Annotated in this window: 16 protein-coding genes; 5 read left to right on the top strand and 11 right to left on the bottom strand. The window is 45.4% G+C overall.

Features of this window, described 5'->3' with window-relative positions; translation table 11 throughout:
* The first annotated feature begins 265 nt into the window (after positions 1-265).
* Together hupB and CWI78_RS08580 are read left to right on the top strand one after the other, a co-directional pair.
* Entirely contained in the window at positions 266-538 is a 273-nt protein-coding gene (gene hupB, locus CWI78_RS08585) for a nucleoid-associated protein HU-beta (RefSeq protein WP_011234253.1), read from the top strand.
* Between the two features lie 152 nt (positions 539-690).
* The gene (locus CWI78_RS08580; RefSeq protein ID WP_126782163.1) at positions 691-2,559 is read left to right on the top strand and encodes a SurA N-terminal domain-containing protein; all 1,869 of its coding nucleotides are present in this window, start codon (positions 691-693) and stop codon (positions 2,557-2,559) included.
* A 69-nt stretch (positions 2,560-2,628) separates the two neighbouring features.
* Here the strand turns inward: CWI78_RS08580 and CWI78_RS08575 are convergent, their stop codons facing one another.
* From CWI78_RS08575 to CWI78_RS08550, 6 genes are read right to left on the bottom strand one after another with little or no spacing between them, the layout of a single operon-like run.
* Positions 2,629-4,359, bottom strand: a complete 1,731-nt coding sequence (locus CWI78_RS08575) for a BatD family protein (protein WP_126782161.1) — start codon at positions 4,357-4,359, stop codon at positions 2,629-2,631.
* Positions 4,353-6,191 (bottom strand): tetratricopeptide repeat protein, encoded by a 1,839-nt coding sequence (locus CWI78_RS08570; protein ID WP_126782159.1) that lies wholly within the window; start codon positions 6,189-6,191, stop codon positions 4,353-4,355. Before CWI78_RS08570 ends, CWI78_RS08575 begins: the two co-directional genes overlap by 7 nt.
* A complete protein-coding gene (locus CWI78_RS08565) occupies positions 6,188-7,171 on the bottom strand; it encodes a vWA domain-containing protein (RefSeq protein ID WP_126782157.1) in 984 nt (327 codons plus the stop codon). Before CWI78_RS08565 ends, CWI78_RS08570 begins: the two co-directional genes overlap by 4 nt.
* Positions 7,164-7,643 carry a DUF4381 domain-containing protein gene (locus CWI78_RS08560; protein ID WP_126782155.1) on the bottom strand — a complete coding sequence of 160 codons (480 nt, stop codon included), beginning with the start codon at positions 7,641-7,643 and terminating at the stop codon, positions 7,164-7,166. Before CWI78_RS08560 ends, CWI78_RS08565 begins: the two co-directional genes overlap by 8 nt.
* Positions 7,640-8,599 carry a DUF58 domain-containing protein gene (locus CWI78_RS08555; protein WP_126782153.1) on the bottom strand — a complete coding sequence of 320 codons (960 nt, stop codon included), beginning with the start codon at positions 8,597-8,599 and terminating at the stop codon, positions 7,640-7,642. Before CWI78_RS08555 ends, CWI78_RS08560 begins: the two co-directional genes overlap by 4 nt.
* A complete protein-coding gene (locus CWI78_RS08550; RefSeq protein WP_126782151.1) occupies positions 8,599-9,555 on the bottom strand; it encodes an AAA family ATPase in 957 nt (318 codons plus the stop codon). The genes CWI78_RS08555 and CWI78_RS08550 overlap by 1 nt, the downstream gene beginning before the upstream one ends.
* A 211-nt stretch (positions 9,556-9,766) precedes the next feature.
* Here CWI78_RS08550 and fadI point away from each other — a divergent pair, with 211 nt between their 5' ends.
* Together fadI and fadJ are read left to right on the top strand one after the other, a co-directional pair.
* Complete coding sequence (fadI, locus tag CWI78_RS08545; protein ID WP_126782149.1) at positions 9,767-11,077, top strand: acetyl-CoA C-acyltransferase FadI; 1,311 nt, start codon at positions 9,767-9,769, stop codon at positions 11,075-11,077.
* Complete coding sequence (fadJ, locus tag CWI78_RS08540) at positions 11,077-13,203, top strand: fatty acid oxidation complex subunit alpha FadJ (protein ID WP_126782147.1); 2,127 nt, start codon at positions 11,077-11,079, stop codon at positions 13,201-13,203. The genes fadI and fadJ overlap by 1 nt, the downstream gene beginning before the upstream one ends.
* Positions 13,204-13,224: 21 nt before the next feature.
* On the opposite strand, the gene CWI78_RS08535 is transcribed toward fadJ, so the two are convergent.
* The 5 genes from CWI78_RS08535 to nadK all read right to left on the bottom strand — a co-directional run bounded on the left by CWI78_RS08535 (position 13,225) and on the right by nadK (position 23,006).
* Positions 13,225-17,046, bottom strand: coding sequence for an EAL domain-containing protein (locus CWI78_RS08535; RefSeq protein ID WP_208642041.1), 3,822 nt, complete (start codon positions 17,044-17,046; stop codon positions 13,225-13,227).
* A gap of 158 nt (positions 17,047-17,204) precedes the next feature.
* Entirely contained in the window at positions 17,205-19,913 is a 2,709-nt protein-coding gene (locus tag CWI78_RS08530) for an insulinase family protein (protein ID WP_126782145.1), read from the bottom strand.
* A gap of 32 nt (positions 19,914-19,945) precedes the next feature.
* The gene (locus tag CWI78_RS08525; RefSeq protein ID WP_126782143.1) at positions 19,946-20,296 is read right to left on the bottom strand and encodes an outer membrane protein assembly factor BamE; all 351 of its coding nucleotides are present in this window, start codon (positions 20,294-20,296) and stop codon (positions 19,946-19,948) included.
* Between the two features lie 86 nt (positions 20,297-20,382).
* The gene (gene recN, locus CWI78_RS08520; protein WP_126782141.1) at positions 20,383-22,047 is read right to left on the bottom strand and encodes a DNA repair protein RecN; all 1,665 of its coding nucleotides are present in this window, start codon (positions 22,045-22,047) and stop codon (positions 20,383-20,385) included.
* An 80-nt stretch (positions 22,048-22,127) separates the two neighbouring features.
* Entirely contained in the window at positions 22,128-23,006 is an 879-nt protein-coding gene (gene nadK, locus CWI78_RS08515; RefSeq protein WP_126782139.1) for an NAD(+) kinase, read from the bottom strand.
* A gap of 142 nt (positions 23,007-23,148) precedes the next feature.
* On the opposite strand from nadK, the gene grpE reads away from it, so the two are divergent.
* Positions 23,149-23,814 carry a nucleotide exchange factor GrpE gene (gene grpE, locus CWI78_RS08510; RefSeq protein ID WP_126782137.1) on the top strand — a complete coding sequence of 222 codons (666 nt, stop codon included), beginning with the start codon at positions 23,149-23,151 and terminating at the stop codon, positions 23,812-23,814.
* Positions 23,815-23,852 lie beyond the last annotated feature (38 nt).

Below are 23,852 nucleotides of genomic sequence, written 5' to 3'. Positions count from 1 at the left end.
TGCGGTCTGCGGATGAGAAATCATGCTTCAGGCCGCATTTTTTCGTTAAAAAGTGAGTAAAAAGGGTTTTCAATCGAAACGACTGTGGTAGCCTAGAGTTTAAAGCTGATTCAGATGTATGACATTAAGAACAGCTGGATAGGAAAGCTATTTGGAAATAATGGTGCTTGAACAATTAAATCAAGCTTGATATAACCGTTTTGGCCCATTTAAATCCGAATGGAACCACGGAAACTTGATAATAACAATCTAAGGGGATGATACTGTGAACAAGTCTCAGCTTATTGACAAAATCGCGGCAGGTGCAGATATTTCTAAGGCTGCTGCTGGTCGTGCTCTGGACTCTATGATCGATGCAGTAACTGATGCTCTAAAAAAAGATGACCAAGTCGCATTAGTTGGCTTCGGTACATTTAGCGTGCGTGAGCGCTCTGCTCGTACTGGTCGTAACCCTCAAACGGGTGAGACTATCCAGATCGCTGCAGCTAAAGTACCTTCTTTTAAAGCAGGTAAAGCACTGAAAGACGCAGTAAATTAATTAAAGCGCATTAGCGCTTTTTTTAAAGAATAATAATAGTAGCCCGAGGTTTATAAACCTCGGGTTATTTTTTTGTATGGATGGTGAGTTTTAAGACGAATCACCTTATAATGTGATGTCGATTATTCAGGTAAAATAAGGAAAGCCTTATTATGTTAGAGCGGATTCGGGAAGGCTCGCAGAGTTTTACTGCTAAGGCCATTCTTGTGTTAATCATTCTAACTTTTGCCCTGGCAGGTGTTGGTGGTTATATCACGGGTGACACAGAAGATGCCGTTGCAAAAGTTAATGGAGAAGAAATTCCTCGTAGTGACTATGATCGTGCTTACGAGAATGAGCGCAGTCGCTTACAAGAGCAGTTTGGTGATATGTTTTCTGCTATTACTTCCGATCCAGACTATATGCGTAATTTACGTAGTGGAGTACTTGAAGGACTTATCGAGCAAGAGCTCTTGGTGCAATATGCCGAAGCGAACGGGATGCGTGTAGGCTCTGAGCAGGTAAAAGCGGCCATTCGAGACATTCCACAGTTTCGTACGGCGGGTCAGTTCGATAACGACGTCTATTTGATGTCGCTGCGTAATGCAGGTTACAGCCCAGAAGCTTTTGCAAGTGTTATGCAACAGGATATGACTCGAAATCAATTAATTCGGGGTTTATCTGAGTCTGAGTTTGTACTAGAGCCTGAAGCTTTAGCGTTTTTGCGTCTGCAAAACCAATCTCGTTCAGGCGGCTTCGTGGTTGCCAGCAATGAAAACTTTGAAGATCAGGTAGAAATCGCAGAGCAGGACATCGAAACGTTCTATCAGCAAAATCAGAACATGTTCCGTACTGAAGAAAGACTGAGTGTCGCTTATGTCGAGCTTTCGTTAGCCGCAATTGAGTCTGATGCTGAAATCTCTGAAGAAGAGGTGCGCGAGTACTATGAACAGCGTCAGCAGCAATATTCAACGGAAGAAGAACGTCGCGTTTCTCATATTCTGATTGAGTTTGATACTGACAATGCAAAAGAAAAGGCAGAGCAGGCTTTGTCTGAACTTGAGCAAGGCGCAGATTTTTCTGAGGTAGCGAAAACGTATTCCGATGATACCTTCTCTGCCGAGCAGGGTGGCGACCTTGACTGGATTGAGTCGGGCATGATGGACGAAGATTTTGATGCTGCCGCTTTTGAATTAGAAAGTGTTGGTGATTTATCCGGTATTGTCGAAACCAGTTTTGGTTATCATATTATTAAGCTAACCGACTTGCGTGAAGGGGCTGTGACGCCATTCAGTGAAGTGCAAGAAGAGGTTCGCCAGCAGTTACTCGCGGAGAAAGCTGAAAACCTTTACTTTGAAAAGCAGCAAAAACTTGCGGAAATCAGCTTTGAACAACCGGATACCTTAGAGCCAGCGGCTGAAGAGATTGGAGCGACTGTGCGTCGAACCGACTTATTCACTCGCGAGAGAGCGCCTACACCATTGAGCGACGATGTTATTCTGAATAATTTGTTCTCAGAACAGTTAATTGAAGAAAAGCTTAACAGCGATATCATCGAAACATCAGATGATCGTTCACTGGTAGTACGAGTCACTGAACATCAGCCTATTCGGGTTAAAGAGTTGGATGAAGTTCGGGGACAAATTGTTGAGGAGTTACGTGTTGAAAAAGCTCAGCAATTAGCTCTTCAGAAAGCTGAAGAATGGATGCAAGCTTGGCAGTCTGATGAAGACGTTGGCAATGATATTGTTTGGTTGGATAGTATTTCTCGTAATAATAGCGAATATCCAAGAGCCATCGTGCAGGAGCTTTTCTCAATGTCTCCAGCGGCAGACAGCGAGGCTGTTTTTACTACAGTGGCGTTACCAAATGGCGATGCGGCAGTAGTCGCTTTGACTGAAGTGTCTCAGGGGAGCGAGAATGAAAGTCAGATTGACGAGTTGCAGGCTCAGTTGCAGAATCGTCAGGCGCAAGTTATGTTGCAAGCTTTCATTAGCAACTTAAAAAGTGATGCGGATATTAAGCGTCTATCGACGCGATAAAACTTTGACTCCGTTAAAACTGAAAAGGCTCAGACCGTAAAAGTCTGAGCTTTTTTATTAGGTATGAAGTTAACGGTTGTATAGCTTTGGTAAGCCTCTTTTGTCGCCGCTAGCAGCTTTCTTTTTACCTTTTTCTATGGATACCTTAACCTCTTTATATAACATCTTTCCATCATTCCAGGAGTTATTTCCGGGCTGATACAGACATTGTTGTAGAGTCGCAAGGGATGCTTCTTTTATTGAGAGGTGCTGAGACAACTCAGTTAAGCTATTAAATGATTTGTCGAAATAACGAGCTGCCCATTTTAATAATGAGTTTTTGGCCGCTTGAGCATCATTCTTACTGCAAGCTTGCTGGAATTCACGCCACAGTTTATCTTTGTTTAACTCGTGTTTTTCCTCAGTTTTCTTCCGTAAATTGGTTTTACTGGCTGAAGCCGAACCCTTATTCCACATAAGATAACTGTTGATTATTAAGGACACGAGTAAAACCAGACTGATTAATGCAATAAACCAGCCTTGCTTCCACCACGCTATCTCGACTGAAGCTTTTGATTTGGTTGGTTGCTGGGCAGACGCTTGTGATGACTGAGCGGGGGACTCACCTTTTGGTTTCTCTGTGGGAATAGCCTGCATGCCCTCTGCCATATCCACTGAAAAGTCTAATGTTTCAGTTTTAGCGGAAGCAGCTAGCCCAGTTTTTGTATTAAACCAGGGAAGTCTAAGTGCGGGAACAGTTAACGGGCCGGGTTGATTCGGCACAATTGCGAAACTAACTGTTTTCTGAGATATAACCACACCGTTGCGGGTAAATTGATCCGTTTCTTCACCATCAGGATAAACCCGCACGGTATTAGGGAAGTTAGGTTTTATCTCCGGCAACTGTTCCGGTTTCACGCCAACTGCGGTTAGCATGTAAGAAATGGTCAATGGTTCACCGACCGTATAGTTTTCCTGTTCGGGTGAAACCGATTGAGTGATACTGACTAACTCGCTTGGCAACCAATGACCCTGCCAATTATCAGGTACCGGTTGTACCTCAACATCAATGGTTTCAGCTATTGTGCTGACAGGTTGCGTATTTGAGAACGACGAAAATATAGAGCGCTGACCCTGAGTAAAGACCTCACCATCGAAACGTGCACCAACAATAGTGAGTGGACCTGATTTGCTGGGAGTAATTTGGTAAATACGTTGATAGACCTTATAGCGACGGCCATTGACCATCTGTGTACTTTCTTCGTCTCTGCCTATCTGCTGAACGTCGGCATTCTCAGCTTCAGGGGGTATTAAGTTGCCTTTATTTAAATCGGCAGCCAAAAACAGCCGGGCAACGTAAGTGATGGGTTGTTGCAAGTACACTTGCTCACTGTCGACCTGAGCTTCCAGAAAGGCCACTTTTTGCTCCGTATCCTGACTGCTTCCTGCCTCAAGAACTTGCAAAGAAATCGGTTCTGACGAAACACCGGCGATGGTGATTTCAGGGATCTTATATTCCCCTGCTGACTGAGGAATGAGTACCGTAGTAAATCGAGTTTGTTTACTGAGACGACCATTTATCATCGAGGTTTGGCGGCTGACCGACGTTCTTCCTACAACAAAATCTTTTAATAGTTTGGAGGGAGAAAAACTCTCATTCGCCACATCGTCATCAACTGTAACGGTCAAGACGAAAGATTGATTAGCGGTAACCGGGTTGCGGTCGACTGTCGCCGTTACTTCGGAGACATCGGCGCGAGCGAGTTGGCTCACAAGTAAAAAACTAATCAATAAGATGGTGTGTAGCCATGCTCTTACCATTTTTTATCTTCTCCTTGTGGTTCTGAAGCTCGACGTTGACGACGGCGTTGGCTTTCCAGAAGCATTTTGTTGCGTAGCAGTATGCTAGGGTCATCAGGAACCCGGTTCATCCACTGTTCCAGTTGCTGAGCTTTTTCGGGGTCAATATCGCCTTCGGCAACTTTCTGTTGAAGCTGTTGAGTGGATTCTTCATTACTGTCTCCTTCTTCAGCCTGCGTTTCTTTTTTCTGTTGCTCTTCAGGTTCTTGCTCTATTTCATCTTTTTCGGGTTGAGCATCTTGCGGATCTGACTCATTCGGGTTTGGCGGGCCGTCGTTATTATTGGCTTCGCTGCTCTGTTGCTCTTGCCCATCATCACTTTGCTCAGAGTCTTGATTAGATTGACTGTTTTTGTTTTCTGAATCGGACTCATCTGAAGCATCACCAGAATCACCAGAATCACCAGAATCTTTCTTGTTCTGCTGCTTTAGTTGCTCCATTAATTGCTTATTCTCTGCAGCCTGTGACCAACTCGGGCGTTGCTCCAATGCTTTTTCGTATGCATCAATGGCGGCGTCATATTGCTGTTGTTGAGCCAGTGCATTACCTAGATTGTAATAGGCTTGAGGTGACTGTTGCTGTGAGAAGACGCTCGCGGCTTCTTCAAAATGACCTTTTCGGTACAAGGCTGCACCTTGTCGAATAGGGTTTTTGCTTAAACTAGCGGCTTGTTCATACTCTTTATCCTGATACAGACGTTGTGCGCGTTGCTCGTTATTCAGAAACTGTTGTTCCCAGGTAGATTCTTGTGCGGCATGAAGGTTTGGGCTATAGCTTGCCAGTGGCACAAGTACTGCGGGGATCAATGGGCTCAGCATTGTGCCCCGACGCCAGCTAAACAACATTAAAGGTAAGATAAAAAGCGCGACATAAGGACCCATATCACGCCAGGCATCTCCTTGCTGCTGGTCGTCGCTGTCTTTGCCTTCACGCGTTAAAGGCGCTTGATTTATCAGTTTATCAATATCACTATTATCCGCTGTGACTGATGTGAAAACACCACCTGTGATTGACGCTAGATCGGCTAACCGAGAAGGATACGTTTTCGCAATCACAACCTGGTTATTGTCTTTTAATAAACGGCCAGAACTGTCACGTATCGCTGCACCTTCTTCAGTACCTACTGCAAGAATAGAAACCCGATGCTCTAATGAACGCAGGTAGCGACTGAGTTGATTGAGTTCGCTACTGCTGATGCCATCTGTAAGCCAATAAATATCGCCCTGTGGGTAACCTGCGTTTCTTAGCAAGTCATCTGCTAATTGCAGGGCTAGTAGGGGCTCACTGCCTGCTGCAGGCATAATTTCGGGTGATAATGAGGGGATAAGGTTAACCAAATTACGATTATCGGCGGTGAGCGGACTGATAGTAAAAGCATCGTCAGCGTATGCAATAAGGCCTGTGTCACCATCCAGACCGGCTCTGACCAAATCGATGGCTTTATACCGCATGCGGGTTAGCCTGTCAGGGGAAACGTCATCGGCTAAGACAGAAGGTGACATATCCATAATAACAACCTGGCCTGATTCAAGCTGATATACCGGCTGTGGCAGTCGTTCCCAGGTAGGGCCAGACAGCGCCAGTGTTGCTAATAAGGTCATTAATAGGAAACGATGGATTGGCCATAGTGATGGTTTAGTCCCCGATTTTACCAATACTTTTGATAAGTGTCCGGGAAGCCATTGATGCCAGCCTGCTTGATGTTTTTGGCTGTAAAGTAAACGCCAGTAAAGTAAGGCTACCGGAATTAACGCGAGTAACCACCAGGGGCGTAATAAGTGTAATTCGCTCATGAACGTCTCCCCCAGGGGCGATAATGCATCATGACAATAATGACGAATAAAAGAAAACTTATGGCTAACGGCCAGTAAAATAAACTGACTTGTGGCCGTAACTGTTGAGGATCCCCTGCAATCGGTTCAAGCTGATCCAATCTTTGATAAATATCTTCAAGCTCATCCGTGCTGCGCGCCCGAAAGTATTTACCCTCGGTTTTTTCAGCAATACTTTGCATTAATGGAACGTCCAGATCGCGGCTTGGGTTCACTCTGCGTTGCCCAAAAAAGCTGTCGACAACCACTTCCTCAGCACCAACGGCAATAGGATAAATGGTGACATCATAAGCCTGTGCAAGCTCAAGTGCCTGGTCAGGTGTCAGATTGCCAGCCGTATTTTGTCCATCGGTGAGGAGTACCAACACTCGGTTAGACTCCTCATCGCTGCGAAAGCGTTTGACTGATAAGGCGATGGCATCACCTATTGCTGTGCGTTCGCCGACTAAACCGAGTACAGATTCATTTAACATCTGTTTTACGGTATTGCGGTCGTAAGTCATGGGTGTCTGTAGGTACGCGGTATCAGCGAATAAAATCAGGCCTAATCTGTCACCTTCGCGACGCTCAATGAAGTCGCTTAGAACATGCTTAACCATGGTTAAACGGTCGACAGAACGTCCGTCAAGCTGCATATCTGCAATTTCCATACTGCCCGATAAGTCGACTGCCAGCATAATTTCTCTTCCTTCGGCGCGAACCGTTAAGGGCTCTCCCAGCCATTGAGGTCTCGCGACAGAGGTGACCAGCAGGAGCCAGCATAAGCTCATGAGCAGTAATAACAGTCGGCGTTTGCCTGTGCTTTGGCCTGTATTGACCAATCCGTAGGTACTAGGAATACGTATGGCTGAACTGTTTTTTTGAACCGCAGGAACCCACTTCCATATAAGGAAAGGCAGGGGTAACAGACAAAACATCCAGGGCCAGGCAAATTCAAACATTGTCAGCTCCTGGTTGTTTGCTCAAATCTTTACTCAGCCAAACTTTTGCTAACTGGTAGTAACTTTGGTTAAACGCATCATCGGCCATGCCATAAAAGTTTTTGTCGGCTTGTTCCAGTAACGGTTCGAACAATGCTTTTTCCTTATCAGATAGCGGAACGAATAAGAAATTTAACCAGTTTTGGCTGTGTTTCTCTGCTATTAACTCTCTGGGGTAGTAAGCAAGTGCTATACGCTTAAGCAACACGGTGAGCTGTTCGACACTGCAGTCTTTCTGTTGCAAAAGCTGAGCCATGGCAGTCTTACGTACCCTGGACTTCTGCCAGCGACGAAGCATCCAGATAAGAAAAATCGTCACACCGACAAGAACAATAATTGCAACGGCAAGAGTTACCCACGATGGTGGCCACCAGCTGGCATCATTGGGTTCAACAATATCGTTTAGCTGCTCTAATGAGGGCTGTTGCGTCATGTCACCTCCGCCCACTGCTGTTCTAATGGCAAGGCACTGGATATTGGAGTTAACGACAGCTGTCGCTTTCTAAAAGCTTGCTGAATGCTCTGCCAGCGTTGTTCAGCCGCTTGTTGGTACGTTTTTCTTTGTTGCTGGTCTGCCAGATTGATATTGACCTGTTGTTGACCATCTGTAATCGCCAAAGGATGTGACGAGTATCCTTGCGGTAATTCGTGTTCCATTGGGTCGTAAAGACTGAAGCAACGAATGGAGTTGTGTCGAGACAAAACACGTAAACCGTCCAGGAAATGTTCACTAGCGCTGTAAAAGTCACTGATAACGTGAATGGTACTGCCTGGTTTCACCAGTTGGCGTAAACGTTTCAGATTGTCATCCAAAGCGTTTTGTTGTTGTTTTTGTTTGTCCTTCCAGCGAGTCAGACTGTCCTGATGAACTTCCAGTAGCGCGTGGCATAAGCGCAACACACCTTTTTGTCTGGCCGCTGGCTTTAATTCCTGATGAAGCCAGCCGTTGCCTATTAACCCGCCAATGCGGTCACCTTTGTGCTGAGCTTGCCAGGCCAGTGCTGCGGCTAAGTGACAGGCTTGAACCGATTTAAATACAAACTGGCTGCCGAAGAGCTGAGTCAGAGATAAGTCCACCCAAATAAATACCGGGCGTTCTTTCTCTTCACGGTAAAGCTTCGTATGAGCTTTACCGGTTCTGGCTGTTACCCGCCAGTCAATAGAGCGAATATCATCACCTGGCTGGTAGTGGCGAACTTCGTCGAACTCCATTCCGCGACCGCGGCTTTTACTAAGTAAGGGGCCTGCTTGGCTTGAGCGCGGCAGACTTTTGTGATGGCGCGCAAACGCATTAATTTTACTGCGATAGTAAAGCAGCTCTTGAATACCGGGGCTAATACCATCGCAGTGCAATTGTTTAAGCCATTGTTCAACTTCAGCTTTTAACATTATGGTGCCGGTACAAGTTTTAAAATCGTATCCAGAATCTGATCGTGCGACACACCGTCTGCTTCAGCCTGATAGCTTAAAATAATACGGTGGCGTAAAGCGTTGTGAAAGACGCTGATAACATCGTCAGGTGTGACGAAATCGCGACCATCCAGCCAGGCTTTTGCTCTGGCACAACGTTCCAGGGCGATGGTGGCACGAGGACTGGCACCGTACCCAATCCATTGCGCTAAGTTTTGATCGTAACGTTGTGGTTGGCGCGTCGCAATAATGAGCTGAACGATGTAGTTTTCGACAGCTTCATCTAAATATAACTGCAAGACTTCCTGCCGGGCGCTAAACAATTCTTTTTGCGTTAATGGTGTGGGAGTGTCGAGATCGCCTGACAAAGCCTCTCCCCGAGTTAGGCGAAGGATTTGCTGTTCGGTCTCGGCATCTGGGTAGTCGAGCTTCAAATGCAATAAAAACCGGTCGAGCTGAGCTTCAGGTAACGGATAAGTTCCTTCCTGCTCCAGCGGGTTCTGTGTTGCTAATACCATGAACAGGTCAGAAAGCGGGTAACTGCGCTGACCCACGGTAATTTGTCGTTCTGCCATTGCTTCTAATAAAGCGGACTGAACTTTCGCCGGCGCACGGTTAATTTCATCGGCCAGAATTAAATTATGGAACAAAGGGCCTTGTTGAAACTCAAATTGACCCGTTTCGGGACGAAAGATATCGGTTCCGGTTAAATCTGCCGGTAATAGGTCAGGAGTGAACTGTACACGGTGAAAATCACCTTCGATGCCTTTTGCTAAGGCTTGCACAGCGCGTGTTTTAGCGAGGCCAGGCGGGCCTTCGACAAGCAGGTGACCATCAGCCAGTACGGCAATTAAGAGGTTTTGGGTAAAATCGGGTTGTCCAAGAACTTGTCGATTCAGGTAGTTTTGTAATTGTTGAAACGCTGTCGCGGTCATGTTGACTCCAGGCTGTCGTTATCGGCAAAAACTGACTATGCTGTCAGTACCGCATAGCAATGACAGCAACAATGCTGCCTTTGTTCCGAATTTTCAATCTCTACAGCATACTTTACCGAAAACGATGGTTTTAATCTGCTCTATTACGGGCTAGAATTTGTAACATAATTTGTGGTCAGACCAGTATTGGTTTTTGAAGTGAGGAATTATTATGACAGCAGCGCAACGCTTGCTAACCGTTAATGGTGAAAGAATTGCTTTCGTGGCGGGCTTAAGAACGCCATTTGCAAAGCAGGCAACAGACTTTCACGGCATACCTGCGGTTGATTTAGGCAAAATGGTTGTTCAGGAATTAGTTAATAAAACAGGTATTGAAAGTGACTGGGTTGAACAGTTAGTTTTTGGGCAAGTGGTTCAGATGCCCGAAGCCCCTAATATTGCGCGTGAAATCGTGCTTGGGACCAGCTTACCGGTGAATACCGATGCTTACAGTATCTCCCGCGCCTGCGCGACCAGTTTTCAGTCTGCGGCAAACATTGCAGAAGCGATGATAGCCGGGCATATTCGCGGTGGTATAGCGGGTGGCGCGGATTCTTCCTCTGTATTACCTATTGGTGTTAGTAAACGCCTGGCAAGGGCTTTGGTTGATTTGAATAAGGCCAAAACTCTGGGGCAACGGTTGTCTATTTTGAAGCGTCTGGGTTTTAAAGATTTGTTACCAGTACCTCCTGCTATTGCTGAATACAGTACGGGTTTAAGTATGGGAGATACCGCGGAACAAATGGCAAAAACGCATAATATCAGCCGCGCCGATCAAGATGAGTTAACGGTCCGCTCGCACCAAAAAGCTCATGCCGCATGGGAGGCTGATTGGTTAAATGATGAAGTCATGACTGCTTATCCGGAGCCATACAAAAAACACTTAACTCGCGACAATAATATTCGCGGCGATAGTCAGGTGGACAAACTAGCAAAGTTAAAACCGGTGTTTGACCGCAAACACGGTTCAGTAACAGCGGCAAACAGTACGCCGTTGACCGACGGTGCATCAGCGGTCTTGATGATGACGGAAAGCCGAGCCAAAGAACTCGGATTGCCGGTGCTGGGTTATCTGCGTAGTTATGCGTTTGCGGCCTTACAGGTTGAAGAAGACATGCTGATGGGGCCTTCGTATTCCACTCCGGTTGCATTGGACCGCGCGGGTATGACTTTAAGCGATCTGGATCTTATCGATATGCACGAAGCGTTCGCAGCCCAGACTTTGGCGAATATAAAGATGTTTGCGAGCGACAAGTTTGCAAAAGACAAGCTGGGTCGCGATAAAGCCATTGGTGACATCGACATGGATAAATTTAACGTACTGGGCGGTTCCATTGCTTATGGTCACCCATTTGCCGCAACCGGTACCAGAATGATCACGCAAACTTTGAATGAGCTGCGCCGTCGCGGCGGAGGTGTTGGTTTAACAACAGCTTGTGCTGCCGGTGGTTTAGGCGCAGCAATGATTGTGGAGACAGAATAATGAGTCAGGATAAAGCATTCACTATGGAAGTGAGGGACGACGGAGTCGCGGTAATTACGATTGATGTCCCTGGTGAGTCGATGAATACCTTAAAAGACTCATTCGCCGATGAAGTCGGTAGTTTAATGAACCGATTAGAAAGCGATGATTCTGTCAAAGGAGTTGTATTTATCAGTGGTAAGCCTGGCTCTTTTATTGCTGGCGCTGATATCAACATGATAGACGGCTGCGAAAATGCGGTGGATGCAGAGAGCTTGGCACGAAAAGGTCAGGCTATGTTCGATCGTATTGAGCAGTTAAATGTCCCTGTGGTTGCAGCAATCAACGGTGCTTGCTTAGGTGGCGGTCTTGAACTGGCCATGGCGTGTCATGTTCGGGTGTGTACCGACAACAGCAAGACAGCTTTGGGTTTACCTGAAGTGAAATTAGGCTTGTTACCGGGCAGTGGTGGTACGCAGCGTCTGCCTGAACTGGTTGGTGTGCAGCAAGGACTGACGATGATTCTGACCGGTAAAGAACTGCGCGCTAAGCAGGCTCTTAAAGCGGGCTTGGTAACAGAGATGGTACCGCAAAGTATTCTTTTAGATGTTGCGGTAGAGCACGCACTGAAGCGTAAACCAAAATCGACTAAACCGCCGCTTAAAGGCATGAGCAAAGTGCTGGAAGCAACTCGTTTTGGTCGTGACATTATCTTTAAAAAGGCCGGTGAGCAGGCGCAGAAAAAAGCGCAGGGCAACTACCCGGCAATTGACAAGATCATTCAGACCGTCCGCGAAGGTGTTGAACGTGGACGTGAGGCTGGTTTAGATAAGGAAGCCCGCAGTTTTGGCGAGCTGGCAATGACGCCTGAGTCTTACCAATTACGTCAGATTTTCTTTGCTACAACTGAAATGAAGAAAGAAACTGGCGCGGATGGTGTTAAACCGGACTCAGTCAAACGGGTTGGTGTGTTAGGTGGTGGCTTGATGGGCGGCGGAATTGCCTATGTCACCGCGGCTAAAGCGGGCATTCCGGCGCGTATCAAGGACATCAGTGAAGATGGAATCCGTCACGCGTTGCATTACAGCTACGAGCGTCTGGACAAGAAAGTGAAGCGTCGTCACATGCGCCGCGCCGAGCTTGAAAAAACCATGCTGATGCTAAGCGGTTCGCTTGATTATAGTGGGTTTGAGCGTACCGATGTGGTTATTGAAGCGGTTTTTGAAGATCTTAACCTGAAGCAGAAAATGGTGGCTGATGTTGAAGAACATGCGGATGAATCTACCATCTTTGCCACCAATACCAGTTCGCTGCCTATCACTCAAATCGCAGCGACGGCCAAGCGTCCAGAGCAGGTTATTGGTCTTCATTACTTTTCTCCGGTGGATAAAATGCCATTGGCAGAAATTATTACTCACCCGGAAACATCGGATAAGACCATTGCGACGACAGTGTCTCTGGCGAAGAAGCAGGGCAAAACACCGATAGTGGTAAAAGACGGTGCCGGGTTCTACGTTAACCGTATTCTTGCTCCTTATATGAATGAAGCGGCCCGTCTGTTGTTAGCCGGAGAGCCTATTGAACATCTGGATAAAACCTTGGTTAAATTTGGTTTCCCGGTTGGTCCAATTACGTTGCTCGATGAGGTTGGTATTGACGTTGCGGCAAAAGTCGCTCCGGTTTTGGTGAAAGAACTCGGTGACCGCTTTGAAGCGCCTGATGCCTTTGAAAAGCTGATTAATGACGATCGCAAAGGTAAGAAGAACCAAAAAGGTTTTTATCAATACGGCAAAGGCGTAAAAGGTAAACCTGTCGATACGTCAGTTTATTCGCTGTTAGATATTGACCCCGAGCGAAACAAGTCGGCTGAAGAGATTATTGATATTTGCTTGTTGCCGATGCTGAACGAGGCTGCTTACTGTCTGCAAGAAGAAATTATCCGGAGTCCGCGTGACGGCGATATCGGTGCTATTTTTGGTATCGGGTTCCCACCGTTTCTTGGTGGTCCTTTCCGTTACATGGACAGTCAAGGGCTTGAAACCATAGTGAATAAACTGGAAAAACTGTCTACAGAGAGAGGCGAGCGTTACACGCCAGCGCCATTACTCAAACAGATGGTAGAGAATGGCTGGAGCTTCTATCAGTAACTGATATGCGTCAGCAGTGAGTTATACTTGAGCAGCAACATTGTTGTGCTGTTCAATAAATTTAATTAACGCGTCAGCTGGCATCGGTTTGGCGTAATAAAAGCCTTGAATGTATTCGCATTTGAGGCTTTTTAATGTCTGCAGTTGAGCTTTGGTTTCAACGCCTTCCGCAACCACTTTTAACCCCAGGTTGTGTGCCATGGCAATGATAGAAGCGACCATATTACGATCTTTATCGTTCACGGTAATGTCGTCAACAAAGGCCTTATCGACCTTCAAGCTGTTCATCGGAAATCGCTTAAGATAAGAGAGCGAAGAATAGCCGGTACCAAAGTCATCCAGTGCCAGTTTGACCCCCATATCTGACAGGTTTTCCATCATAGTAATGGCGCGCTCAGGGTCACTCATAACCATACCTTCAGTTATTTCAAACTCGACATGACGAGGGTGGAGCGCTTCTTCGCGTAGAATTTGCTCAATTTGTAACGCCAGACTCGACTGCATAAACTGACGAGCCGACAAGTTAATTGCAATGCTCTTTGGCGCGCCCGGGTAAGTCATAAATTCCTTCATGTCACGGCAGGACTGCCGCAAAACTTGTTCACCTAAAGGAATGATCAGTCCGGTTTCTTCTGCTAACGGGATAAACTCAGCTGGGCTGATCATTGACCCGTCGTTGTTCTCAATGCGAGCCAAAGCTTCTAGTCCGGCAATGTGACCAGAGCTGATTTCAATTTTAGGTTGATAATAAACTTTTATATTGTTGGCTTTTAGTGCGGTTCTCAGCACGTTTTCCAGCTTGAGTCGTTTTACTGCATTCTCGTTCATCGACTGACTGAAAAACTGGTAGCAGTTTCCTCCACGTTGCTTGGCATGATACATCGCCATATCGGCTTTTTGTAAAAGCTCCTGCGAGGTTTGTCCGTCGTGAGGATAAAGTACAATACCAATGGAGCTGCCAATGACAATTTCATGCTGCTGTATCAGATAAGGTTCGGATACTTTAAGATTTATTTGGTTTCCTAAATCGCCAATCAGGTTAATATCGACGCTGTCTTCAATAAGTAGCCCAAATTCATCACCACCCAACCGATAAAGCGTATCCTGCCTACGTCCAATGTCCATTAGTCGCTCGGCCACCTGGCATAGGAGCTCATCCCCGATTTCATGCCCCAGGGAGTCGTTAATCTTCTTAAAGTCATCGAGGTCAAAGAGTAATAAAGTATGAGAAACTTTCTTCCGGACTAAATTTGAGTGACTCACCTGAAAGTAAGAACGGTTAGGTAAACCCGTTAAGGTGTCAGTATTTGAAAGTCGACGCAGTTCATTTTCAGTATGCCGTCTTTCGGTAATATCAGAAAAACTGGCAACGATTAGAGATACTTCTCCATTGTCGTCGCGAACGGCATCAAGCGTAAGCTCCATGAGAAACTCACCGCCATCAGCTTTAACATCGGTGAGTTCGCCACGCCAGGTTCCGTCTTTTATTACAGCGCGTTTTATTTGATTAACAAAGCTTTCCGGATAGCAGGGAAGTGTTAATAACTGACCGAGCACTTGATCACGCTGGAAGCCGGTGATGCTCTCAAACGCATTATTGACTTCCCGTTTGCGGAAAAAGCGATCAAAAATACAGATTCCATCCGATATATTGGTGATGGATGATGCCAGCATATTGATCCGTTCCTCAGAACTTACCAAGCTGCTAATGTCGCTTAATGTACCAAACATCAAGTGGCTTTCGCCATCACTCTGCAACTTTCCACGATCTAAAACCCAAAGCCAGCTGCCCTGGTTATCTAAGCGGTAGCTGCATTCGAATAAATCCGACTGACCCTGTAAATGCTCATCAAGGTTTTTCTGCAAGCGTTGTAAGTCTTCTGGATGGACATTTGATTTGCCACCGGAAAAGCCGAGTCGCTTACCATCAATAGGAAAAGCCGGACAGTTTTGCCAGATGTTTTGTCGAATCAGTTCTCCGGAGTTTAAATCCCATTCCCAACATTGATATTGGCTCGACTGAAGGCTATGAGTCTGTCGTTGGAATTGTTGAAGTTCCTGTTGTAATGTGGCTCGGCGTCGACGGTGGTTAAGCCAGTAGATCGCTGCTCCCAGTAAAACAAAAAGAATATAACCCGCCCAGGCAATCGGACTTTGCCAAAATGGGACTGTTACGTTGAACCGTTTTAAGGTCGATGGAGACCATCTTTCACCGTCATAAGACGCTTGAACTTCGAATTCATTCAGACCCGCAGGTATGGATGAAAACTGAACTGAGCTATGGCCTTTACTTAGCATTTGCCAATTATCGTTTGTACTGCTTATTTTGTAGCGATAGATAAGTTGATTAGGGGCAACTGCAAAAGGCATTGTGAAATTGAATAAGTAGCTGTTCTCACTTATCTTTTTTGTTTCTACATGCAGTGGGTTAAGATAAATTGAACTTCCTTTAGTGATAGCTTTTGTTTCGGAAATCACGCCAAATTGATTAATCTCTAATGCGTATTCACTTGTGTGCAGCCAAAGCGTATGGCCAAGTTCTGTTAAATTAAAATCAGCCAGCTCTGTCGGTAGTTCAGGCACGTTCAATTTATTCCAATTTTTATCAACAATATCGTATTGATACAGCGCCTCAGAGTTACTTATTACATATAACTGATTAGAGAATAAACGCATTTCATTAACCTGAACTTTGGCGTCAGGGTAATGGTTGAGTTCTGATATTTCCCCTTGCTGAGTGTCGTAGAATAATAAGCCGAGGTCAGTAGCCAGCCACCAGTTACCATTGTTGTCTTCAGTTGCGGACGAAACTTGCTGCATGACTTTAGGGACATTAATTGACAGGGTGCTTGAGCGACTTAGTTGTGCTTGTCCCAATGCTGCGGGGGCAAAAGGTGTCTCTATTTGAAAAAGGCCCTGTTTTTTAGAGAGAGAAAAAATATCTCCCCGGGTAATTTGCTCGGCTCCGCTAACGGCGAAATCATGAAGTTTCGTGAGCTGATTATCAGTTAGTTGATAAAGACCGTTGGTTGTACTGAAGAGGACATTGTTACTTTTGGTTATTTGTATGTCAGTAATATTATCCAGTTCACTAATAGCGTCGGGTGTAGATATTAAACGGAAATCTTTATCAAGTACGATGACTCCTTGATCAGTGGCTAGCCAAAGTTGCTGTTGATAATGCGAAGCTGCATGAAGCTGGCTACCTGGTATGTTATCGGTAATGGGGTTTTGCTTATTAAGAGCAAAAACTTCCCGGGAAAAACCATCCCAAACGAACACGCCATCTTCATCAGTACTCAACCAATACCAATTTTTTCCACGATAAATATAATTAACCTTGGTAATGGGGTCGTTATTATAGGTTAAGGTTAGTCGTTCAAACTGACTGGAAAGTGCGTTGCTCCTGAAAACGAAATGTTCAGTAGTAACAAGTAGACGACCGCTGGAATCTTCTGAAATGTGTCTTATGTTGGCTTCACTTGCCGATTGAACCCCAGGAAGGTCGACAATAACGATTGAACCCGACGACGGTGAGAATTTTGCAAGACTTGTTGCTGTGCTAAGCCAAAGCGTTCCTGATTCATCAAAAAACAGTTGATTAATACTGCTTGAAAGCAGATTGCTATCGGTACCAGACGCTACTGGATAATTGTAAAACTGAGTCCCGTCAAAACGACTAAGGCCGTTTGCTGTCGCAATCCAGAGAAAGCCACCCGGACCTTCAGCAATATCGTTGATACGATTGCTCGGCAGACCATCTGAAAAAGACCATTGTTTCGTTTGGGAACTTTTAAAAGGCTCTTGTGCATAAACATCGGGGCTATAGCTTTTAAATAACAAAAAGCATAGAAAAAGAGCAGAGCATAATGTTCTGATAGGCAAAGTAAAAGTCACGAAAAACCTAATGAGTGGCTACTTTAGCAGCTTTTATTGTTAATATATCGTTAAGATAGCGATAGAGCTGCTTACTGTCAAAGGCTATTCTACGCTTTCGGTTATCAGGTTTGAAGCCTTAGCGCCTGCGTTTTATCAGTTAAGCGTTGTTTTATTCTTTCTAACCACTCTACTAACTGACAATGTTCCAGCGCTGATAACAGCTGTTGTTGGCGATTAAACTCGGTATCGCCTAATTGAATCGCTCCCCAAAGCCTTTGACTTCGAACTCTAAGGTTGCGATCGACAGTCTTAATTTGTTGTTTGAGTATGGATTTAGCATGGTGCCATTCTTTAAGCGTCAGGTTATTAAGTTTTTCTAGCTGTTGTTCAATAACCTCTTGCATTGCTTGAAAAATCTCATCAGCGGTAAACTCATGTGATTGTAAGAAGAATAAAATTCCTGGCAATCGTTGTACTGGGAAATACTGACTACCGGCAACATACCCAAGTTGCTTTTCAGTTCTCAGGGTTTGAAAAATAGACTGATGGATCAGTTGCTGCAATAGCATAAAACTTACTTGCTCAGTTGATGTGTCATCTACCCCTTGGTAATAAAGAAGCAAAGCGGTATCGGAATGCTCAGACGGGACATCGAGCTGCTGAGCAACAAAGTCGCGAACACGTTTTATAGGGGGTCTTCTTGTGGAGGCGTTTTGAGAACTTGGCAAATTCGCTTTAATAAGCTGACCAAGTTGCAATGCATTTTCCTTTTGCCAGTCACCGTGAGCAAATGCGGTTACATGGATAGGTGAAAAAAGTTTAGCGACTTCTACCGTAAATTGGCGAAATGAAACAGGGGCTAATTCGCAGGCTAAATCGCTTAGTCGAAATAAGCCGGACTGCAGTTGTTGGTTCAACTCAGCAAACAGCTTATTCAGTGGTTGATTCTGGTGAGCGGAGAGCCAGTTGCTTAGGAGGCTTTGCTTAAGGTCATTCCAACGGCGTCTTGCGAAGCGCGTTTTTAATGAGCGTTCAATAAGATGTTGCATTAAAGGAATCTGACCAGCAGACAGACCCGTTGTATGTATTGTTATTCCACTTTGCGTCGGATAAATATTAAAGTGCAGGCCAGCAACTTCAGCGTCGTAAAGATCGTCGTTTAATGCATCTATCATTAACTCTGACCATAATCTGGCGATGGCAAAGTTGAAGGCGGAACTGGTCACTGCTGGTAACTTCAATGATAGGTAAATATGACCTTTAGGGACTCTGAAGTCGCGGTCTTGCAAATGCCATAATTGCAACTGCGCGCTGTCTTCAATCAGCTTCGGTATTGACCCCCCAACTTCCAGGGGCAAAGGTTCAAAACGTGAGTTTAAGAAACGATTAGGCTTAGGTAATGCACAATTAAAATCCTGTGGAGTTGTTTGAAAGCTTTTATGTTGCCCTGTGCTGATAGCCTCCAAACTATATTCTGTGTGGTATATAGGCGCAGTTTCTGTTGTCGTTACATCGGGGGCGACTAACGTTATACGAGCATTTTCCGCTGTCATCTGTCGCAGCAGTTGTTTCGCGTAGGAGGGATTTAGACCATCCATACGGTAATCACCATATAACGCATCTTCCATCTTATAGTGAAACGCATTAACTGATAATTGATTAGTAAGCTCACCAACCGGCGTGGGCTCTTGGTAGAGGAAACTCATTTCCGTGGTGATGCGCCTCTCTTCGTAACGCCAGTCCTCAATACCTTCAGCTTCAATTTTTCGAATATAAGCAAAAATCCATTGGACAACCTGCTCAACTTTGTGGCGTCCCGACTCGGTAAGCTGCAAGTTGATATTAAAGTCTTTGAAGTTACTTCCACTGATGCCTCCGCCTGCAGACAATGAATTAACCCATCCTTTTGAGCGCAATGCATTGAATAAACTGCCCGGGCCTTCGTAACCCAGTAAATGAGCAATATAGCTGGTTGTTTTATGTGGATAATCGGCGTCGATACTTGGCAAGGGCAGCGTAAGAATAAGGCGGTACGCAACTTTGATAGGTCTCACCTTGATCCATACGCCTCTTTGTCGTTTTAAATACAAAGGTTTTGTAATTGGATTCTTTCTATGACTTTCTTGCTTTATCTGAGAAAAATAGTGCTGTGCCAGTTGCCCAAGTTCTTCAATAGATTGTGGGCCGGCAAGAACCAGTCGCATTCTTTGGGCAACGTAATGTTCCTCGAAGAAACTTTTTAGCTTAGCTTTTAGGTTACCGTATTCATCACTTTTAAGTGTTTTAAGGTTTCCTACTGAAAATTGGCTGAAAGGATGCTCGGAATTGGCTGTAACCTTATGCACTTGGTACAGGCGACGAAGTTCATCGTTTTGTTTTAGCCGAAACTCGGATTCTATAGATTGTCTTTCTTTAGTAATCCAGGCTTCGGATAATAGTGGCTCTTTCAGCATGGCAGAAAAAAACTCTAAAGAACGAGGTAAGGCATTAGCATTACAATCAAAGTGAAAATTTGAAAATTCAGTGCCTGTCCATGCATTATGCTGACCACCGTGTAGATTTAGGAAATGGCCGAAAGCAGCGGGTTCAGGGTACTTCTCACTTCCTAAAAACAGCATGTGTTCAAGAAAATGAGCTAAGCCCTGTGTATGCTCGGGATCATCGAAGTGCCCAGCATTGACCGCAACAGAGGCTGCGGCCTTTGGGCTATCGGGGCAGTGAACCAACAACACCCTAAGTTGGTTTTCCAGAGTTAGGTGTTGATAGTCTCGTTTGTCTCCAGAACTGCGGACAACACGGACGACCTCATCAGTGGGTGAAGAGTTCGCCATAATTCTCCTTGCCGTATATTTTTTAAAGCGAGTTATTGATCCAGTGGTTGATCAAAATCTTCTGGTTTATCAAAATCACCTTCAAAGCCCTGTAGTTGTTTATTATTGAAGGTTAGCACTAGCTCTTTGCGATAATCCTCGCCGGAGTTTGGGTCCATTTCGTAAAGGTATACCCAGCGGTCAGAATCAAAACTGTTTTCAGCAACCGGGTTTCCTAGTACGAAAACGACTTGCTCTGCGGTCATACCGATACGTAATTTATCAACATCTTCTTGCTCAAGATAATTCCCTTGTGGAATATCAATGCGATAAACCATTTTGTCGAGTAGAGAACAGCCATTTAAGGCAATAACGGCAACTAGAAAAACTCCAAATCTTGACATGAAATACCTATTAAAATTAATCTCAATTGATTGTATTGGCGTTGATGATAAACAATGACTTCACCGAACGCCAGCATAGAACGAATTTAACTCGCGAGTAGTTCTCTGGCATTAGCTTTTGCCATGTCAGTAACTTTGTCGCCTCCCAGCAAACGTGCTAGTTCAATGACTCTTTGTTCCTTAGATAGTGCAACAACAGCAGTTTCTGTCTCGGCCCCATCTGTCGTCTTATTAACTTGCAACTGTTGATGGGCTTTGGCCGCAACTTGCGGTAAATGTGTGACACAGATAACTTGAGATGTTTTTCCTAACGCTTGGAGCATAGCGCCTACAATTGCTGCTGTAGGACCACTAACACCAACATCAACTTCATCGAACATCATGGTTGGAACCGTTTTCTGCGTTGCGGTCATCACCTGTATGGCAAGGCTGATTCTTGAAAGTTCACCACCTGAAGCGACTTTATTAAGTGCCTGAATGGGTTGTCCGGGGTTGGTTGTTACCAGGAAATCGACCTGATCAGTACCAAAGCGAGTTGCTCTGGCATTAGCATCATGTTCTACCTGAATAACGAAACGACCGTGTGGCATGTTAAGCTCATGCATTGAGCTACTTATCTTCTGGCTCAATTCTGCCGCAGCCTGTTCTCGGCTGGCGGATAACTTCTGTGTACTTTCACGATAGATTTTTTTCGCTTGCTGCCTGTCTGCATCGAGCTTCTCAGCTTGCTCTCCAGCTTGCTCCAGGTTATTCAGTTCATCGATTAATTTTTGGTGTTGCAGGCTAAGTTCTGAACCCGGTATCTGATGCTTTTTTGCCAAATGAATAGCTGCACTTAAACGGTCTTCTACCAATTGAAGTTCGCCGGGATCAAGCTCTAAATCATCCTGATACTGCCGCAGTTCTAATGCGGCCTCTTCAATGTGCACTTTTGCCTGTTGCAGCAATTGATGGATAGGTGAGAGCGTGGCATCCATTTCTGCGGCTTCGGCTAGTCGCTGACTGGCAGACTGGACGAGACCTGAGGCATTATTGTGCTCACCTTCATAGAGCGCATTTAAAGCGAATACTCCGGCTTCCAGTAAAACTTTACTGTTACTTAAACGTGTGTGTTTTTGCTCCAATTCTTCAAATTCACCATCTGCCAGTGCAAATTCGTTCAGTTCATTAACCTGGTATTCGAGTAACTGACGTTGAGCTTCCAGTTCTTCTTTTTGTTGTTGGTAGTTTTGATATTGTTTTTCAACTGAAGCCCAGTTTCGATAATTTTGCTGAACATCATCCAGTAAGTGCTGGTGACGTGCGTAACTATCCAGTAGAGTCAGTTGATGCTCTTCTTTTAATAGCAATTGGTGTTCGTGTTGGCCATGAATATTGACCAGCAGTGGTGCCAGCGACTTTTGTTGGCTTACGGGGACAGGAGTACCATTTATCCAGGCCTTGGAGCGGCCATCGCGTTGTATAACTCGACGTAATACGCAGTCATCGTCTGCATCAAACTCGTTTGCCGCCAACCATTGAAACACCGGACTGTCGCTTTCCAGTGTGAAAACTGCGGTTATTTCTGCTTTTTCCTGACCGGGGCGAACCCAATTAGCATCGGCTCTACTCCCCAGGCAAAGGCTCAGGGCATCAAGAGCGATAGACTTACCGGCGCCGGTTTCACCGGTAATAGCTGTCATTCCTTTATGAAACTCAATGTCTAAAGATTTAACGACGGCAAAGTTGCGAATAGTTAATTGCGATAACATAGACTTCGCTCCAATACTGTTGATATATACAGGTTATACAGTATTTATACAGTAGATATGCTGAAATGCAAGTTTCCCGTTTAAAAAAGTCTGCTGCCCCAGCCAAGTTTGTTACGCAATACGTGATAATAGTTGTGGTCTATTGGATGGATCAATCGTAAAGTTTTTGGGTATTTTTTGATGATAACATCATCTCCGGGGTGCACCGTCATGCGCGCGTGGCCGTCGCAACTTATCTGGAGTAAATCGTTGTCATAAGCGGCTTTAAGCCTGACTTCGCTGCTTCCGTCTACAACAATAGGTCGGCTACTCAGCGTGTGCGGAAACATAGGAACTAACGTCATAGCGTCAAGACCGGGATGTAGAATGGGACCGCCACCTGATAAAGAGTACGCGGTGGAGCCGGTTGGAGTGGCACAAATCAACCCGTCTGAGCGTTGGCTAAAAACGAAATGGTCATCCACATAAAGTTCAAATTCTATCATGTGAGCGACTTTATCGGAGTGCAAGACGATTTCATTAATTGCACGGCCGGTGCCAGAAGGTTTACCACCGCTTATAACTTCAGCCGAAACCAGAAAACGCTCTTCTACATGATAATCTCCGTTTAAGACGGCAAGCAGGGGGGTCATGACTTCGTCGGGGTCTAAATCGGTTAAAAAGCCTAAGTTACCCCGGTTGACGCCTATCACGCCAACATCTTGTTCGCATAAGGCACGGGCAGCACCCAACATATTTCCGTCACCACCAACAACAATGGCGATTTCCGCCCATTCGCCTAAATCCTGCAGGCTCAATGTGTCAACTTGTTCCGGTAAAGTGAGTTGCTCAGCCGTGCGTGCTTCCAGGCGCAGAGCAAAACCGCGGTGGATTAAAGCTGTGGTAATGGTTTCTAGGGTTAATTGGGTACCACGGTCATTGGCTTTGCCAAGTAACCCAATTTTTTTAAAAGCACTCATTCGTAGAATCCTTATGCGGTCATGTGCTTACGCTACGATGGGCAAGAAAATTTATCAAGAGAGAGAAATCCCCTTGAAAGAAAAAAACTTGCCCCCATTAACTCTGCAACCTTAATTTTAAACTGGTTAAAGAGAGTCACTTATGACCGATAAAAAAGAGTCGAAGCAAAAAGCTGAAACGGCTAATGAACCGACGGTAGAGCAGCAAAAAGCTGAGCAGGAAGCAGCACAAGCTGCTGAAGAGGCTTTACAGCAGGATATCACTGCGGATGAAGCCGAAACAGCGAGTCAGTCGTCCGAGCAAACGGACCGCATTGCTGAGCTGGAGCTTGCTCTGAGTAAAGCCGAAGCAAAAGTGAACGATCAGCGTGATTCGGTTCTTCGCACACAGGCTGAAATGGAAAACGTTCGTCGTCGCGCCAGTCAGGATGTTGAAAAGGCACATAAGTTCGCGCTGGAAAAGTTTGCTAACGAGATCCTGACTTCGGTAGATAATCTGGAGCGCGCACTGCAATTAGCAGATAAAGAAGACGAGGCGAATAAAAACTTTGTTGAAGGCATCGAACTGACCTACAAAAGTTTAACCTCAACGCTGGAAAAGTTTGGTGTCAAAGCAATCGGTGAAGAAGGCGAAGCTTTTAATCCTGATCAACACCAGGCCATGTCCATGCAGGAATCGGAAGAGCATTCGAACAACACCATTATGGCCGTTATGCAAAAAGGCTATGAGCTGAATGGGCGTTTATTGCGTCCGGCGATGGTGATGGTTGCGCGCAACTCGAACTCTGGTGTCGATACAAAAGCGTAATAAAATCGAAAATTATCCCTGTGTTGGGTATTGAAATT

The sequence above is a fragment of the Idiomarina ramblicola genome (genome assembly GCF_003987255.1).
GTDB classification, from domain to species: Bacteria; Pseudomonadota; Gammaproteobacteria; order Enterobacterales; family Alteromonadaceae; genus Idiomarina; species Idiomarina ramblicola.
The sequence above is the reverse complement of the archived record's forward strand: the minus strand, read 5'-3'. Positions and strand labels throughout refer to the sequence as shown.

Bases quoted from the DNA above. Each gene is read 5' to 3' on its own strand.
- CWI78_RS08580 (WP_126782163.1), top strand. From the start codon at position 691: ATGTTAGAGCGGATTCGGGAAGGCTCGCAGAGTTTTACTGCTAAGGCC.
- CWI78_RS08575 (WP_126782161.1), bottom strand. From the start codon at position 4,359: ATGGTAAGAGCATGGCTACACACCATCTTATTGATTAGTTTTTTACTT.
- CWI78_RS08570 (WP_126782159.1), bottom strand. From the start codon at position 6,191: ATGAGCGAATTACACTTATTACGCCCCTGGTGGTTACTCGCGTTAATT.
- CWI78_RS08565 (WP_126782157.1), bottom strand. From the start codon at position 7,171: ATGTTTGAATTTGCCTGGCCCTGGATGTTTTGTCTGTTACCCCTGCCT.
- CWI78_RS08560 (WP_126782155.1), bottom strand. From the start codon at position 7,643: ATGACGCAACAGCCCTCATTAGAGCAGCTAAACGATATTGTTGAACCC.
- CWI78_RS08555 (WP_126782153.1), bottom strand. From the start codon at position 8,599: ATGTTAAAAGCTGAAGTTGAACAATGGCTTAAACAATTGCACTGCGAT.
- CWI78_RS08550 (WP_126782151.1), bottom strand. From the start codon at position 9,555: ATGACCGCGACAGCGTTTCAACAATTACAAAACTACCTGAATCGACAA.
- fadI (WP_126782149.1), top strand. From the start codon at position 9,767: ATGACAGCAGCGCAACGCTTGCTAACCGTTAATGGTGAAAGAATTGCT.
- fadJ (WP_126782147.1), top strand. From the start codon at position 11,077: ATGAGTCAGGATAAAGCATTCACTATGGAAGTGAGGGACGACGGAGTC.
- CWI78_RS08530 (WP_126782145.1), bottom strand. From the start codon at position 19,913: ATGGCGAACTCTTCACCCACTGATGAGGTCGTCCGTGTTGTCCGCAGT.
- CWI78_RS08525 (WP_126782143.1), bottom strand. From the start codon at position 20,296: ATGTCAAGATTTGGAGTTTTTCTAGTTGCCGTTATTGCCTTAAATGGC.
- recN (WP_126782141.1), bottom strand. From the start codon at position 22,047: ATGTTATCGCAATTAACTATTCGCAACTTTGCCGTCGTTAAATCTTTA.
- nadK (WP_126782139.1), bottom strand. From the start codon at position 23,006: ATGAGTGCTTTTAAAAAAATTGGGTTACTTGGCAAAGCCAATGACCGT.
- grpE (WP_126782137.1), top strand. From the start codon at position 23,149: ATGACCGATAAAAAAGAGTCGAAGCAAAAAGCTGAAACGGCTAATGAA.